The sequence below is a fragment of the Schinkia azotoformans LMG 9581 genome, from assembly GCF_000307855.1.
In the GTDB taxonomy this organism is placed as follows: domain Bacteria; phylum Bacillota; class Bacilli; order Bacillales; family Bacillaceae_J; genus Schinkia; species Schinkia azotoformans.
Genome location: NZ_AJLR01000045.1, coordinates 120,629 through 135,400 on the forward strand (window position 1 = coordinate 120,629; position 14,772 = coordinate 135,400).

13 protein-coding genes, 2 pseudogenes and 3 riboswitches are annotated in these 14,772 nt (G+C 35.1%); of the genes and pseudogenes, 7 read left to right on the plus strand and 8 right to left on the minus strand.

The window, feature by feature from the left end; genetic code table 11:
• Nucleotides 1-157 precede the first annotated feature (157 nt).
• Nucleotides 158-294: riboswitch (cyclic di-AMP (ydaO/yuaA leader) on the minus strand.
• Nucleotides 295-547: 253 nt separating this feature from the next.
• Complete coding sequence (locus BAZO_RS07650) at nt 548-931, plus strand: Na-translocating system protein MpsC family protein (RefSeq protein WP_003330810.1); 384 nt, start codon at nt 548-550, stop codon at nt 929-931.
• A gap of 116 nt (nt 932-1,047) precedes the next feature.
• Here BAZO_RS07650 and BAZO_RS07655 read toward each other — a convergent pair whose 3' ends face one another.
• The gene (locus BAZO_RS07655) at nt 1,048-3,027 is read right to left on the minus strand and encodes a methyl-accepting chemotaxis protein (RefSeq protein ID WP_003330811.1); all 1,980 of its coding nucleotides are present in this window, start codon (nt 3,025-3,027) and stop codon (nt 1,048-1,050) included.
• A gap of 284 nt (nt 3,028-3,311) precedes the next feature.
• Between BAZO_RS07655 and BAZO_RS21635 the strand changes: the two are divergent.
• A pseudogene (locus BAZO_RS21635) lies at nt 3,312-3,464 on the plus strand (LysE family transporter); the annotation flags it as partial.
• Between the two features lie 188 nt (nt 3,465-3,652).
• On the opposite strand, the gene BAZO_RS07660 reads toward BAZO_RS21635, so the two are convergent.
• The 4 genes from BAZO_RS07660 to BAZO_RS07680 all read right to left on the minus strand — a co-directional run bounded on the left by BAZO_RS07660 (nt 3,653) and on the right by BAZO_RS07680 (nt 6,085).
• Complete coding sequence (locus BAZO_RS07660; protein ID WP_003330814.1) at nt 3,653-3,892, minus strand: VOC family protein; 240 nt, start codon at nt 3,890-3,892, stop codon at nt 3,653-3,655.
• A 49-nt stretch (nt 3,893-3,941) separates the two neighbouring features.
• Nucleotides 3,942-4,145: a hypothetical protein gene (locus tag BAZO_RS22965; RefSeq protein ID WP_003330815.1), complete on the minus strand. Its 204-nt coding sequence runs from the start codon at nt 4,143-4,145 to the stop codon at nt 3,942-3,944.
• Nucleotides 4,132-4,464 carry an acyl-CoA dehydrogenase family protein gene (locus BAZO_RS22970; protein ID WP_039957167.1) on the minus strand — a complete coding sequence of 111 codons (333 nt, stop codon included), beginning with the start codon at nt 4,462-4,464 and terminating at the stop codon, nt 4,132-4,134. The genes BAZO_RS22965 and BAZO_RS22970 overlap by 14 nt, the downstream gene beginning before the upstream one ends.
• Nucleotides 4,465-5,191: 727 nt before the next feature.
• Nucleotides 5,192-6,085 (minus strand): DMT family transporter, encoded by an 894-nt coding sequence (locus BAZO_RS07680; RefSeq protein ID WP_003330818.1) that lies wholly within the window; start codon nt 6,083-6,085, stop codon nt 5,192-5,194.
• Between the two features lie 130 nt (nt 6,086-6,215).
• On the opposite strand from BAZO_RS07680, the gene BAZO_RS07685 reads away from it, so the two are divergent.
• Nucleotides 6,216-7,085, plus strand: coding sequence for a LysR family transcriptional regulator (locus BAZO_RS07685; protein ID WP_039957171.1), 870 nt, complete (start codon nt 6,216-6,218; stop codon nt 7,083-7,085).
• A 50-nt stretch (nt 7,086-7,135) separates the two neighbouring features.
• On the opposite strand, the gene trmL is transcribed toward BAZO_RS07685, so the two are convergent.
• Complete coding sequence (gene trmL, locus BAZO_RS07690; RefSeq protein WP_003330820.1) at nt 7,136-7,606, minus strand: tRNA (uridine(34)/cytosine(34)/5-carboxymethylaminomethyluridine(34)-2'-O)-methyltransferase TrmL; 471 nt, start codon at nt 7,604-7,606, stop codon at nt 7,136-7,138.
• Nucleotides 7,607-7,749: 143 nt separating this feature from the next.
• The gene (locus BAZO_RS21135; RefSeq protein ID WP_003330821.1) at nt 7,750-9,609 is read right to left on the minus strand and encodes an MASE3 domain-containing protein; all 1,860 of its coding nucleotides are present in this window, start codon (nt 9,607-9,609) and stop codon (nt 7,750-7,752) included.
• 341 nt (nt 9,610-9,950) lie between these two features.
• On the opposite strand from BAZO_RS21135, the gene BAZO_RS07700 reads away from it, so the two are divergent.
• Nucleotides 9,951-11,033, plus strand: a complete 1,083-nt coding sequence (locus BAZO_RS07700) for a GGDEF domain-containing protein (protein WP_162137834.1) — start codon at nt 9,951-9,953, stop codon at nt 11,031-11,033.
• Nucleotides 11,034-11,280: 247 nt separating this feature from the next.
• Nucleotides 11,281-11,520, plus strand: coding sequence for a carbonic anhydrase (locus BAZO_RS07705; protein ID WP_003330824.1), 240 nt, complete (start codon nt 11,281-11,283; stop codon nt 11,518-11,520).
• A 41-nt stretch (nt 11,521-11,561) separates the two neighbouring features.
• On the opposite strand, the pseudogene BAZO_RS07710 reads toward BAZO_RS07705, so the two are convergent.
• Nucleotides 11,562-11,910 (minus strand): annotated as a pseudogene (locus BAZO_RS07710) (response regulator).
• Between the two features lie 257 nt (nt 11,911-12,167).
• Nucleotides 12,168-12,251, plus strand: a riboswitch (cyclic di-GMP riboswitch).
• A gap of 232 nt (nt 12,252-12,483) precedes the next feature.
• Here BAZO_RS07710 and BAZO_RS07715 point away from each other — a divergent pair.
• Both BAZO_RS07715 and BAZO_RS07720 read left to right on the plus strand, forming a co-directional pair.
• Nucleotides 12,484-14,172, plus strand: coding sequence for a methyl-accepting chemotaxis protein (locus tag BAZO_RS07715; protein ID WP_003330827.1), 1,689 nt, complete (start codon nt 12,484-12,486; stop codon nt 14,170-14,172).
• A 180-nt stretch (nt 14,173-14,352) separates the two neighbouring features.
• Nucleotides 14,353-14,436, plus strand: a riboswitch (cyclic di-GMP riboswitch).
• Nucleotides 14,437-14,496: 60 nt separating this feature from the next.
• A complete protein-coding gene (locus BAZO_RS07720; RefSeq protein WP_235786716.1) occupies nt 14,497-14,721 on the plus strand; it encodes a CZB domain-containing protein in 225 nt (74 codons plus the stop codon).
• The last annotated feature ends 51 nt before the right edge of the window (nt 14,722-14,772 follow it).

Consider the following 14,772-nt stretch of genomic DNA (forward strand, 5'->3'; position numbering starts at 1 on the left):
TTATGGTCTACTTAATGCCCAGCAAGCATCTAGCCCTCTTTGCATTCTGTCTTCCAAATAGCCTTTTCGTTTTTTTGCATAATAAAAAGACCGTACTGCACAGGCTGCTATTTTGCTCTATAAAACAAAAAAGCCCCCTGAATTAAGGCGGTCTTGTGACCTCCTTCGCATTAGCCGACGAAGTTAGCTGACGGGTAGGATGGCGAAAGAGTAATCATCCCTTCTGCAAGCAGAATTAACCCCAAAATAATGGTTCCTCCGTTCTCAACGAATGAGATTAGGCTGTTATCAAGTTATTGAATCATGGAGAATATTGTAATCCAAGAATTGCATCTTTGTAAATCACTGTAAGGTTTAAAATATGTTTAAAAATAACCTGTTCCATTCATTTTTAACTAATTTCATTAAATAATATTATTTTTTCTCGATGTTACTCCTTTTTTTTAGATATTTTAAGTTTTCATAAATTTATTTTTATTTTCATTGACATTAACCAAAAAAGGAAATTAGAATAACTCCATATTCCAAACTTGTCATCGGAGGCTTTATGATAAATCCCAAAAAGAAACTAGAGGCTGAAATAAGTGAAGCACTAATTAAGTTCCAGCGTGAGTTAATAGGTAAGGGGCCACAGGAAGCAAAAACTTATATAGTTAATGATATGTTAATTGCACGGTACAAAGGAGTATTGACTATAGAAGAAAAGCATTTAGTGAGTTGCGATACTGGAAAAAAACTCGTGAAAGAAATGCGGGAACTTCTTCGAGAAATGTATAGCAAGGATACTGAACGTATTGTTGAAGAACATGCAGGGTGTAAAGTTCTTTCCTCACATAGCGATATCAGTACCAAAACTGGAGAAAGAATAGAAGTTTTTATTATGGATAGAGATTTAGAGAAGTGGCTAATTGCGAAAAATAATTTTGATTGATATTTCGATATATTAATTTTATGTAATAAATAAAAGGGTCATGACACTAGCGTCATGACCCAGAAAAAGCTGAGGTGTAACATTTCACAATATTATCACTTACGTTTTGGATAGCTTTAAATTTTAAATCTGGCAATTAATTCTTGTAATTCTTGAGCTAATTTGCTTAATGCTTCGCTGGAAGCGCTGATTTCCTCCATAGATGCCAATTGTTCTTCTGATGAAGCGGCAACACTTTGAGATTGGTCGGATGCATCTTTGGCGATTTGCGCTAACTGCTCGACAGAGGCTGTTACTTCCTCCGAATTTGCTGATATTTGTTCCGATGTTGCTGATACCTCTTGAATTTGAGTATTTACATGGTGTATAGCGTTCAACACATGTTGAAATGCTTCACCGGTTTTTTGGATCACAGCCTTACCTGTGTCTACCTCTTTAATATTTTGAACCATCTCGTTAGTAGCTGTTTCTGTATCTTTTTGAATCTCTTGAATTAATGTAACAATTTGATTGGCCGAATTTCGGGATTCTTCAGCGAGTTTTCTTACTTCATCGGCGACAACAGAAAAGCCTTTTCCGTGTTCGCCAGCCCTTGCTGCTTCTATAGCTGCATTTAATGAAAGCAAATTTGTTTGATCAGCAATATCAGTTATAACACCTATGATTTTACTAATCTCTTTTGAACTTTCATTTAACTTTTTAATAGCGTCTGTTGTATTTTGTGTACCTTTTTCAATGGATTTCATTTGATTAATCGCTTCTTGAAGGAATTGATATCCCTGCTCTGATAAAGATGTTGCTTCCTGAGCTGAATCCCTGACAGTTGTTGAAGACTCAGCAATTCTCTGAATTCCAAGCGATACTTCTTCGATTGCAACAGCACTTTGCTCAGAGCTTGAAACCTGGGTTTCAGCTCCACTGGCAACCTCTTGGATAGCAGCGGCTATTTGTTCGGTGGCCCGTGTAGCTTGTTCACTTGTTGCATGAAGTTCTTCAGACGAAGAAGCTACTTGTTCTGCACTTGTATTAATCTGTTTGACAACTGTTCTTAGGTTTTGGGACATATCATTAAATGCACGGGCCAAATCCCCTATTTCATCTTTAGTAGTGATTTCAATACTTTCCCTCAAGTCACCCCTACGGAAGGTTAGCGCTTTATCTTTTAACTCCCTAATCGGTTTAATAATTGATTTTATAATGAAATAAATAATTCCTCCGCCGATTAAGAACGCGATGCCAATGATTAGCATCGTTTTTTGAAAAATGGGTGCAGCAGCATCTTCAACTTCTGACATATACATATTTCCACCTATTTTCCAATGGGTTAACTCATTGGTTGCAAATCCCATCAGTTTTTCTTCACCATCTAAGACATAACGTAATGTACCTTGGTCTTGTTTATACATTTCATCATAAAATTCTTCTTTGGCTTCTGTCCCCTTTTCTATTGTTGGGTGGGCAATGAACATTTTATTTTTATCTAGGAGTATGGCATATCCTTCTTTACCGATCTTTATTTGATTCACTATATCTTGAATCGCCCCTATTTCTATATCTAGAGCTAGTACAGCTGAACCATCTTTTGTTGCCCTTGAAATCGCTATAACTACATTGCCAGTAGTGGAAAGATACGGAGGGGAAATGACAGTTTCTCCTTTTTTCGCCATTGCTTCTTGATACCAACCTCTTGTCCTCGGATCAAAGTCAGGGGGAAGAGTGACCTTTGGTTCAATAACAAATTGCCCATCGCTCGTACCTATATAGATAGCCTCCGCTTCTGGATGGAGGAGTGCATATTGAGTAAATATTCTATGTAATTCTAGGTTGTTTTCATTCTGGTACATCTCAGGTTTAATAGTTTCGTAAAAAGTATCAATATCATGTATTTTTGGCTTAATTGCGTTATCAATCGTGACATTTAATAAATTAATATTTTCACTTATCCCTGCCATAATTTCCTTCTCAACGGCATCCTTTGCGGTAACATAAGCCAATGAGCCTACACTAAAAGCAGGAATCATCAGTATAAAAGCAAATGCTAAAGTAAGTTTTGTTTTTATAGTGTTGAATTTACTAAAAATCTTAGTAGTCTTCATGATGTAAGATCCTCTTTTCCTTTATATTTAGCCCAAAGACGCATTTTTTTCAATATTACCACTATTAATATATAGGTATAGTGACCTGAGTCACGTTAGGTATATTTAATTTTTTTTGTTGATATTGTAATCGAACAACAAAAATCAATAGTAAAGCAATCATTAAATGAAAGCCAAACCTTATTCAATAGCCTGATGAGCAAATATTTCGATGAATAAAATTAGGATATGGCACAGGATGAAATTTTCGGTTTCAAGCTTTTAGAAAGTATTTTTGTTATTAAACTTCACTATGGTTTTTGCTTTACATCTATTTAATAAATCAGATTAGTGCTTTTATGAAAAAACCTAAAGCACAAAATATTATTGAAGGAATCACAGGGACAATACTGATTGGATTTGGAATTAAATTAGCTTTAGAAAAGGTCCATAATTAGGTATGCACCATTTCTTGGTGGTTTTACTAGGATTCCCCATTAGGTAGCGTGGTAATTCGAATTACCACGCTGTCAAGATGATTACTAAAGAATTCTATGCTTCTGTAGTAAAATTCATTGGATGTTCCCCGCGATGTGGTACGTAATCGGTTGAACCCCAGAATGTAAGCCCAATTGGCAATTCATCTTCATTCCACGTCTTCCGGCCTTTTAACACGCCAACCAACGTGATCCATATAGGCTCTGTCACCAGCCAGAAATACAAGACTGTGGTGTTCAAATTCATTATTTACTCTTAAATACACGGTGTCTTTTGACCGTTCTGTAATTTCTAATCCAAGTACTTCATGAAAAAACCATAATGATTTTTGTAAGTTTGGGGTAACCAATGAGACATGTCCAAGCTTTGCAATTTCCGGAATGTACATTTTATCACTCCTATTTTAAAAAAAGTTGTGATTCTAATAAACTAGCATTTTAGCCCAATTTAAGGGTTGATTCAGATAAAAACAACTTCTGTCCAAAATAATCGATGGAGTCCTCATATAGCATGGTTTTATGGGTGGCAAGTGTTAATAAGACTTTTACAGTAATATCAGCAACCATTTTACCTATTTTTGCTCTAAGGGCAAAGAACTCCTCCCGATGGTCATTGCCATTTTCATCTTCAAGCAAATTCATATAACGTTCCATTAATTCTTCGGCGGATTGCGGTTCTGTTGTTAATTCGGCCAAGACCGAGCCAATCGCAATAAAGGATTCCACTAGCAAAATCCCATGTTCCAGTTAGACGATAGCCATCTCCGTCTTTTACAACTTTCCCAACAGGAGGGAAGACATCACAAATCATTCCACCTTGATTTACTACTTCATCCATACCTTTTTCCGGTAAAAATGCTGGTACGACATTATGCAGTCCATAAAAATAGGTTAGCCAGGCTGCGGAAGCATTGTGTTTCGCAACAGTCCGAATAATTTTAATAAAAGTTCTTAGATCCACTTGTGGACCACCGTATTTTTTAGGAAGCATTAATTTATTTAACTGTCCTTCTTTAATTGCGTCGATTACCTTACTTGAAAATGTAGCGTTTTTCTCAGCTACCTGTAGTTCTTCCCCGCTAATTGGACAACTTTCTCCGCTGCAGCAAGTAATTTATTAACATCAACTTGAGAAATTTTCATCATTATTGGGAAAATGGAAATCAAAGAGGGTGTATGATTCGCGAAAGTTGAGGAAGATCAGGAAAACGGGAATCATAGAACATATATGAAGACCATTTCTTCTAAGTTCCTAAAAAATGCAGCCACGCTAAGGGCAGAACCCACACTCCCTGTCCTCAAAAACGAAAAATGCGGCCATGCTAAGGGAGGAGCCCACAATCCGTGACCTCAAAATGAAAAATACGGCGATGCCAAGGGAGAGACCCACCCCTGTCCGCAATGTCGAAAAGCCGAGTTTCGATCTTCATTCTCTGTTTACTGCGCTATTGGGTTCTGTTGTTCTGCGGTATATTAACTTTTATTATTTTAAGAAAGTAATAGCTTCGCCACAGTGGCTCCTCGAAATTTGTCGGGGAATGTTAGGATGATTGATTAATAGGGTATGTTAAAATAATGGTGCAACTGAATATTGAAAGAGTGGTTGGTTGTCGCTCTTCTTTCTGTAAAGGAAAGGGGTAAAAAAATCAACAAGGGGTGGTCTTCAGAAGAATCTCCATGCTTATCCATCACAAAACCATGTTTCCCTTTTCTCCCCTTACCTCATTTTTATTCACCCGAAACAATTCACCAAATGCCGCCCCACCTAAAATCAAGACAGCCCCGGCTATTTGCACAAGACTTAATTTTTCTCCTAAAAGGGCAGCTGAAAAAACCAATGCCGATAGCGGCTCCAAATATCCAAGGATTGACACTGTCTGCACGGGTAGACTACCAATAGAAGAAAAATAAAAATAACAACCGATACCAGTATTTACAACGCCTAATAGCAATATAGGGATTAGATTTCCCTGCGTAATGTCGATTGAAAATCCTTGCTTTAAACTCATAAATGTAGCAACCGTTATAAAGCTCGTGATTAACTGGCACATGGAATTTTCAAGTCCCGTTATGCTTTTTGCCTTTTTATTAAAAATGACCATAAAGGCATACATGGTTGCTCCTAATATTCCGCAAATCAATCCCCAGGAAGATCCTCCCTGTGACAATGCTTGCCCGTTTACACCAAGCATTCCAATTATAACAGCAAGAAATCCAAGTAGTTTAGCGGTGGTCAGCTTTTCCCTGAATAAAAAGGGAGAAACGATCATGACAATCACGGGACCGCAATAATAGGCAAGGGTTGCAATGCTTACACCGATTTGTGCATATGCCTCATATAAAAATATCCAGCTTGCGCCCATTGCCACGCCGGAAATCACTAAATACAGAAAGTGTGCTTTGTTTTTCCAAAACTGGACTTTTTGCTTTGTTAGTGCAAATACTGCAATGAGAAAAAGACTGCCAATCATAGTCCGCAAATAAACAATTTCATAGCTATTCAATATAATGTAACTGGCAACAATTCCGTTTGTACCAAACAGGAGCAATGCGGCTATATATTTGAAATAGGCACTTTTCATTTTAATACCATCCTTCCACATTCCAAACTTGAATTTTGAATAAAAATAGCATATCATGATTCCGAATATTACAAAATTGAATGTTTCTCATGATGATCATGACAAAATCGGATGTGAAAGGAAAAGAGATATGAATATCCATAAATATTTGGCATTTGTCAAAGCAGTAGAGTATGGGAGTTTTACAAAAGCAGCTCAAAGCTTGAACTATACACAGTCTGGCATCAGCCGCATGATCAGCGATTTGGAATCGGAATGGGGAGTTCTTCTTTTTGAAAGGGGACGTGCCGGTATCAGCTTAACCTCAGATGGACTAAAATTATTGCCCCAGTTAAAGCGAATTTGTAATGAGCATGAAATCTTAATAAGGCAAATTGAGGAGTTACACGATATGCAATCCGGGATAATTCGTATTGGAACATTTTCCAGCGTGGCAACCCATTGGCTCCCCAATATGATTAAGATCTTTAGGAAGGACTATCCGGAGATTGATTTTGAACTGCTGTTAGGCGATTATACCGAAATTGAAAACTGGATTATAGAAGGACGTGTTGACTTTGGATTTTTACGGCTGCCGGTAAAAGCAGAACTTGAAACGATCTTTTTGGAGAAAGACCGTTTGCTGGTAGTGATCCCTCAAGATCATCCGCTTGCACATTGTGATAAGTTTCCGATTAACGAGATAATGAACAATCCGTTAATGCTACTGGAAAAGGGTGCGAACGCAGAAGTCTCTGAAATTTTTGAGAAGCATCATATTTCACCGAAAGCCCATTTTACAACATGGGATGACTATGCCATTATGTCTATGGTAGAAAATGGGCTTGGAATCAGTATATTACCGGAATTGATTCTACAGCGTATTCCTTATCAAATTATCGCGAAAGAACTTGAAGTTCCCGCTTATAGAAATATATGTATTGCTATGAGAGAGCAAAAATCGCTTTCCCTTGCGTCGAAGAGATTTTTAGAATATTTATCATATAGAAAGAAAGAGTGAAAGCGTCACTGATCCTGACAAATAAAAAATCCTCCTGAACGGAAGATTTTTTATTTTAAATTCGGATAACCCTGCTGGCGCAAAGCCTCATACACCAATAGCGCAGCTGTATTCGAAAGATTGAGTGAACGGACATGATCACTCATTGGTATTCTTAGAAAGTGGTCTTTATTTCTTTTTAGTAAATCTTTTGGTAAACCCGTTGTTTCTTTTCCGAACATAAAATAATGTTCCATCGATACATCACTGAAATCAAAAGATGAATGTGTTTTTTCACCAAACGTCTCAATATAGTAAAACTCACCTTGATTTTTTGAAAAAAAGTCATCCAATGAGTCATAATACGCTATGTTTACAGAATGCCAGAAATCTAAACCTGCTCGTTTTATCATTTCTTCGTCCGTTGAAAAGCCAAGCGGTCGGATTAAATGCAAGGCTGTGTCTGTTGCGGCACAGGTACGTGCAATATTCATAGTATTAGCCGGAATTTCTGGTTGATATAGTACAACATGTAAGCCCAAGAATGGTCACCTCTATCTTCATTTTACCCCCTAAATTATAGCATACAGATTGCGAATAGTTGCGGCACAATAGCGATCTGGTCAAAAGTTGAGTAGATTAGTGTTGGAATAGCCAGCCATTTATATGCGCTGTTAGAACCAAACTAAATCGGAAGCTTCATTTTTACTGTTGTACCAACATTAAGCTCACTAGAAATTTCTAATTTCCCTTTGTGAGCTTCAATTATTTTATAGCTTACCATTAAGCCGAGCCCAGTTCCTTTTTCTTTTAACGTATAAAATGGCTCTCCCAGGCGGGGCATAAGTTCTTCGGGAATTCCACAGCCCTCATCGATAATTTCAATAGCTATATAGTTATCCTCAATCGTTAGATTGGTACTAATATTACCACCGGTTGGCATGGCTTCCATTGCATTTTTATATACATTAATAAGAACTTGCTTTAAATGATGTTCATCCCCGTATACATTTACATGGTTTATTACTGTGTCAAATTGGATTTGTACATTTTTTAGTAATGCCTGTGGTGTTAGAAATGCAATAACATCTTCGAGAATCTTTATAAGCTCGATTGTTTGATATTTGGTCGCTTCCGGTTTTGCAACGACCATAAATTCACTCGTAATCATCTCAAGCCGATCAATTTCCTCTAACATAATCGATGTATATTTTTTATTTGTTGGGTCTTCGTTTTTACTCATAAGCTGAAGGAAACCTTTAATTGTCGTTAATGGATTGCGAATTTCATGAGCGAATCCGGCTGCAAGTTCACCAACAATCGATAGTTTTTCCGTCTTTCGTAAAAGCGCCTCAGCTTGTTTTAATTCTGAAATATCGACTATATTGCCAATAAGTTCCGGTGGCTTTCCCAATGGGGTGACTCTAGTTAATGTCATTAATAGGAAAACATCTTCATAAATTTCAAATTCAATTCCAAGATCATCTCCTTTATACCATACACGTTCGAATTCTCTGTGTAATTGGTCAGCGACCTCTTTTCGAAGAAAATGGTGAACAGAATGACCGACAATCTGATCTTGAGTAAGTTTCAAATCACTTAGAAGTTTGCCATCACAAAGAGTATGGATAAACTCATCATCTCTTTTAACAAGTTTAATAATAATACCTTGGTTTTGTAATATTATGTTTTTAAATTCCTCTTTCGTATCTTGCAATTCTTCTTCTGTAATCTTCTTCTCCTCGAATGGAACTCTAATATTCGTCAAATAAAAGGCACGAAGAATAAAATAATACCCAAAAATTTTATAGAAATGACCCAAAATATGAATGATATCATGAACATTAGTATAAATTGTAACCGTTAAGCTACATAGCATTAAAAAATAAAAAGAGAGTAGTAAGTACAAATAAAATTCATTTTTCTTATGATAATATAGAAAAGAAGTATAAATAACCCCCGCCAAATGAAATAGCGAAATCGAATACTCAATATTATTTTTTAAAGAAGTGGTACCACCCATTTCGCTAATAAGGGGAGGGAGTGAGCCTGAAAATAGTATAATAATAGAAGTAATACCTAATGAATATAGAAGAGAGCTGGCTGTTAAGATACATCTCTCTCGATTTGATTTTGAATATAGATTGCTACTAGTCTTAACTAAGAAAAAAACAATCGAAATTCCAACGATTTCAGTAAGGCTGCCGATAATCCAAAACCATGTGGAAGGCTCTGGAGTAGTCGAGAACGGAAATCCATCAAACAATAAAGTATGAAAGATATCTAAAATCCCAACTGATAAAAAAGAAGCAGAGATAAAAATGAGGATCCGTGACTTCGTATAAGACCAAGTGAGCCATCCATATAAAAAGATGACAGCTGAAATAATAATACTAGTTAATTCCATAAGGGTATGAATGAATAGATGTGTATTCGCATCTAAAAAACTTGGAAACTCAATAAATAAAACTAGCAAATAAAAGATAAAACCTATTAAAGCAAATGAAATAGCTTTACGTTCTATGTTTGTCGAAACTTGGGACAATAAATATACACCTCAATTTAACTAGATATTATTAGTTTGGCTCAGTTTCTAATTCTAAATTCCTGATTCTAAATTCTTATTTTCTATCATTATCGCGAATTTTTAGTTAAAATCAATAGATTCTACCAAATATGTCATAATGTGACAAAAACTTCGATTTGATTAAAAATAGTATAATCTACCTACAATTAGTTGATATTTATACACTTATGACTATAATAAAGTTTAATATAGTAATAATATAGGAAATTATGGAAACAATGATGAATCATTTTTTACAATATGTACAACAACCCTTAAATAAAAGGGTCTTTTTTATTGGGGACAAGGAGCGGCTAATTATGTTTCAATCAATTTTGTCAAATTTGGCAATCATATTATTGGGTCATTTATTAATGAGCACATTAATGAACTACCGTGAACGTTTTCCGGAAAAATTGCTATACATGTGTATTGTTATACTCTTTTCTGGGGTAATCATTACGATGTTCTATTTGCCGATTCAATTTGGAGGATATCGATTAGATTTAAGATTAATTCCACTTTTGTTGTTGGCGGTATTTAGAGGTTGGAGGATTACACTTCCCGTTCTTTTCGTTGTTTCAACCTGGCGCTATTTGATGGGTGGAGATGGTGCTGTTCCTGGTACTATATTTGGCATGATTTTACCAACCTTATTTACTTTAGCGTATTACAAGTTCAAAACAAAGAAAAGCAACGTTATTGAAATGGTTTTGATCATTACTGTTTGTTGGTTGATTTCCGATTTTCCAATCCTAATCATTGTCCCAGATGGAATAGAGATATTTAAGGATATCTTCTTATTAAGGTATGCATCATTTCTTGGAGCAACTTTCATCTATTATTCATTTATTCTACTTGAATATAAAAGAGAGGCTTTAAAAAAACAATTAACTTTTCTTGCTATGCACGATCCTTTAACAAAACTGCTAAATAGAAATGAATTTATAAAGGTAGTTGAAGAAAAGATAACTGAATCACATTTAAATCATTATATAGCCATGATTGATATAGATCATTTTAAGAAATTGAATGATAATTATGGTCATATTGCCGGTGACACTATTTTGATAAAGGTAGCCTCTATTTTCAAGAAATATGAAAGTGATCATGTCATAGCTTCAAGATATGGTGGAGAAGAATTTATCATATATTTAGGAACGAATAGCCCGGAACAGGGGGCTATGATTGTAAAAGAAATTCAAAACGAAATACGTGCGACATCATTTGAAATTGATAATGATTTCACCGTTCCGATCTCCGTCTCGATAGGCTTAGCAAAAATGAAAAACGAGCCAGCCCTAAAGGATTTAATAAAGGAAGCGGATAAAAATTTGTATACGGCTAAGGACAAAGGAAGAGATCAGTTAATAATGACATCTATTGACAATTTAAACTTTTAGGTATAAAATCTTTAGTAAATTAAATATTCGAGAGAAATTATTCAACTTCTTTTACATAAAAGAGCTTTAGCATACTATTAAATGTACAATTTGGTAGTGTGAAGAAGTAATTCTTTAAACATAAAGAAGTAAAGAATAAGATAAATCGGTATATTACTTGACTAGTCAGGAGGAGAGGACTAGTTTTAGGAATATATCGTTTTTTGGTTTAGAAGGGGATTTTAGATGGAAAAATCAAAGGGGTCTATTGAAAAATAAAGATTTGAAGGATCATGTAAAAATGATGGATTATCTTTTTCAAAATTGTACGCCTGAATTTTCAGGGGGTAAGATAAGCGAGTGGCTAGAAGGAAAAGAAAATATTACTGAAAGTATCCGGAAAAGCGTTGATATCATTCGTCATCATCCATTGGTTCCCTTTTACGTTAAAGTTCAAGGTTTTATGTTGAATAATGAAAAAGAGGAATTCACAAGTTTGAATGTGTAATAAAAAAAAGAGTGCTAAAGGGTATCCAAAATAGGTGCCCTTTATATTTTTGCATTATAATGCTTACTAACAATTGGAACTAAATTGTGGAAGTAAGGTTTAACAATAAAATCTATTGCACCGCTTTTAATGGATTCATTAATGATCGCCTTCTGTCCGCCTAAAGCTGTACACATAATGACCTTTGCATCGGGGGCTATGTTTATTATTTCCTTTTAAAGCATCAATTCCATTAAGTTCAGGTGAGAAGATTTTGTACTTTTCGATAGCCTCAATACCATTTTTCGCCTCTATGAACACTGTATAATTTGCTTCCATTAAAATATCTTTTAAAAGCCTTCTCACGAAAAGAGAATCGTCAACAATAAGTATCCCTTTCAATTGAAACATCCTTTCAATAATATCACACTCTTCAAACCTAATAAAATCAATACTAATATATGAGATACGGCCATTTAAGTGGTAAAAAAATGAAGGGGCGGCATAAAAGACCAAGACTTTTTAAATTTATATTAAAATAATATTCTAAAAATTAATAGTTATAAAGACCTATACATTTTATACTATATAGGTATGGATTATAGTATTTAATTAGTATATAATGTTTAAAAAAGTTATTATTATTTAGCAAGTCGTATTTAATATTAATATGATAAAGGCAAAACTACAGAAATGTAGTGACGCAAAGCTATAGGGACTTATCCATTAAGGAATGTCAGCCAGTTACCAAATTTATTTAAGGCGAAACCATGTCCCCTTTATTTTTGGGATATGGTTTTTTGTTTTGAATATAGATTTCAATTTAGGTGGGTGGAAAATGAGGCATACAGATGAAGTCCTGGATTCAGATCTTCAAAAGGAAATAAATAGTCTTTAAAACCAAGGAACAACTGTTGGCGTTATTTTACCGACATATAACCAAAAAAAATTGAAAAAAGTAATATTAGGAGATGGACATTAAAAATGAAATTAACAGTCGCAAGAAAAATGTATCTAGGCTTTAGTGCTGTTTTAGTTCTTTTACTAGTAATGGCGGGGTTTTCTTATTACCAAATTGCAGAAACAAAAAATACATATGAAAACGTGTTAAACGACCGTGTTGAAAAAATTAACCTTGTCCGTGGGATGTTAGAAGTAACAAAGGATATTGAAATTGCTAATCTAGCGTACTTAATCATTGGGAATGACGAATCATTAGCTGCTTATGAGGAATCTTTGGCTCGATATAATAAGTTAAGTACACAATTAAAATCATTATTAAATACAGAAAAAGGAAAGAAGCTGCTAGATGAAATTGATCAGTACTCAATGCAATACATTGAATTAGCTCAAAAAACAATTTTTTTAAAAAAGGCTAACAATCTTAAATACATGGATGATATTTCAAAAGAAGCCCCACTTATCATGCAAAGTATTAGTAATAAGGCTGAAGAAATGATTATTAATGAAACAAATGAACTAAATAATGCTAGAAATCAAACGTTGGAAATAGTGAAAGGGATACAATTTGTCCTAGTTATATTAAGCATTATTGCTCTTCTTCTTGGTGCCGGAATTGCTTTTTATATTAGTCGAATCATTTCAAATCCGGTAAGAAAGATTGCGATTGCTGCAGATAAAATAGCAGATGGCGACTTAACGCAAGAGGAAATTCAAATTAAAAATAAAGATGAAATTGGCGAGTTGGCCCATGCTTTTAACAATATGACTTTTAATCTTAGGCAAGTAATACAACAGATTAATAGTAGTTCTGAACAAGTGGCAGCCTCATCTGAAGAACTACAAGCAACAAGTGAACAAGCAACAGAAGCTACAGAACAAATTGCATCCGCAATCCAGGAAGTGGCCGGTGGATCAGAAACCCAAGTATCAAGTTCAAAACAAAGTGCCATTGCAATGGAAGAAGTATCACTGGGAATCCAAAGAATTGCTGAGTCCTCTACAACAGTTAGGGGTTCTGCACAGGAAGCAACAGTTTTATCAGAACAAGGATATCAATCCCTGCAAGCTGCAATCCATCAAATGGAATCAATTGAAGAGGGAACACAAAACACGACAGCTGCTATTAAAAATTTAACAGAGCGTTCAAAGGAAATTGGAAATATTATTGGTGTAATTACGGATATTTCTGAGCAAACAAATTTATTAGCTTTAAATGCTGCCATTGAAGCAGCAAGGGCTGGAGAACATGGTAGAGGCTTCACAGTGGTAGCCGATGAAGTGCGGAAATTAGCAGACCAATCACGTGATTCAGCTTCCCAGATTGTACAGTTAATACAGGAAATTCAAAAAGATACTGAAATAGCTAATAACGAGATGATGCAAAACATTAATGAGGTAGATATAGGAAAGAATGTTATCCAAGAGACAGGTACAGCTTTCCAACAAGTGTTGAATGCTGTTCAGCAAGTTAATACTCAAATCCAAGAGGTATCTGCTGCATCAGAACAAATTTCAGCCAACACAGAACAAGTGACAGCTTCTGTAGAGCAATTAGCCCAAATTGCGAAAGATGCATCTGAACAATCACAAGGCGTTGCGGCTGCCTCCGAAGAGCAATTAGCCTCAATGGAGGAAATTAGTAACTCAAGTGAATCATTAAGCAAACTAGCACAAGAATTACAAGAATTGGTTGCAAGATTTAAGATTTGATCCATTTCGAATAAATAAAGAGAGCCGCTTGTTCAATAAGATAACGGAGGGAAACCTCTTTTTCTCTTTTTGAAAGTATTATTATTACATATTTTGTAGAATCTATTGATTTTAAATAGAATTTCGCGATAATAATAGAATAGGAATTTAGAATCAGGAATTTTGAAATACTAAATAAACTAATGACAAAGATGCTATGAAAAACTACCTATATTTGGGCACTTGGGTATTTTTGAGCGAGTAGTGCAACCGACTTTTTTAAAGGATATTGTAAGAGTTGCAAAAACAGATCATCTACTTTGGAAATGGAAAGTTTATAATATGATGTTAGGATTAGAAACACAGGAGAATATAAACGTACAGTCCCACGAACATTGTAGGTTAGGAAAGTGGTATTATGGGGATTTGCCTACACAAGTGAAATCTAGGGACACATTTAAACGATTGGAGGAGCCTCATAAGGAAGTCCACCATTATGCCAAAGTTGCAGTGGATTATTATGGAAAAGGTGATATGGGGTTGGTGTCGAGCAAGCCTTTGTACAATTAGAAAGGGCTTCTAACAATGTTATTGATTTGTTAAATAGATTAGAGTCAGAAC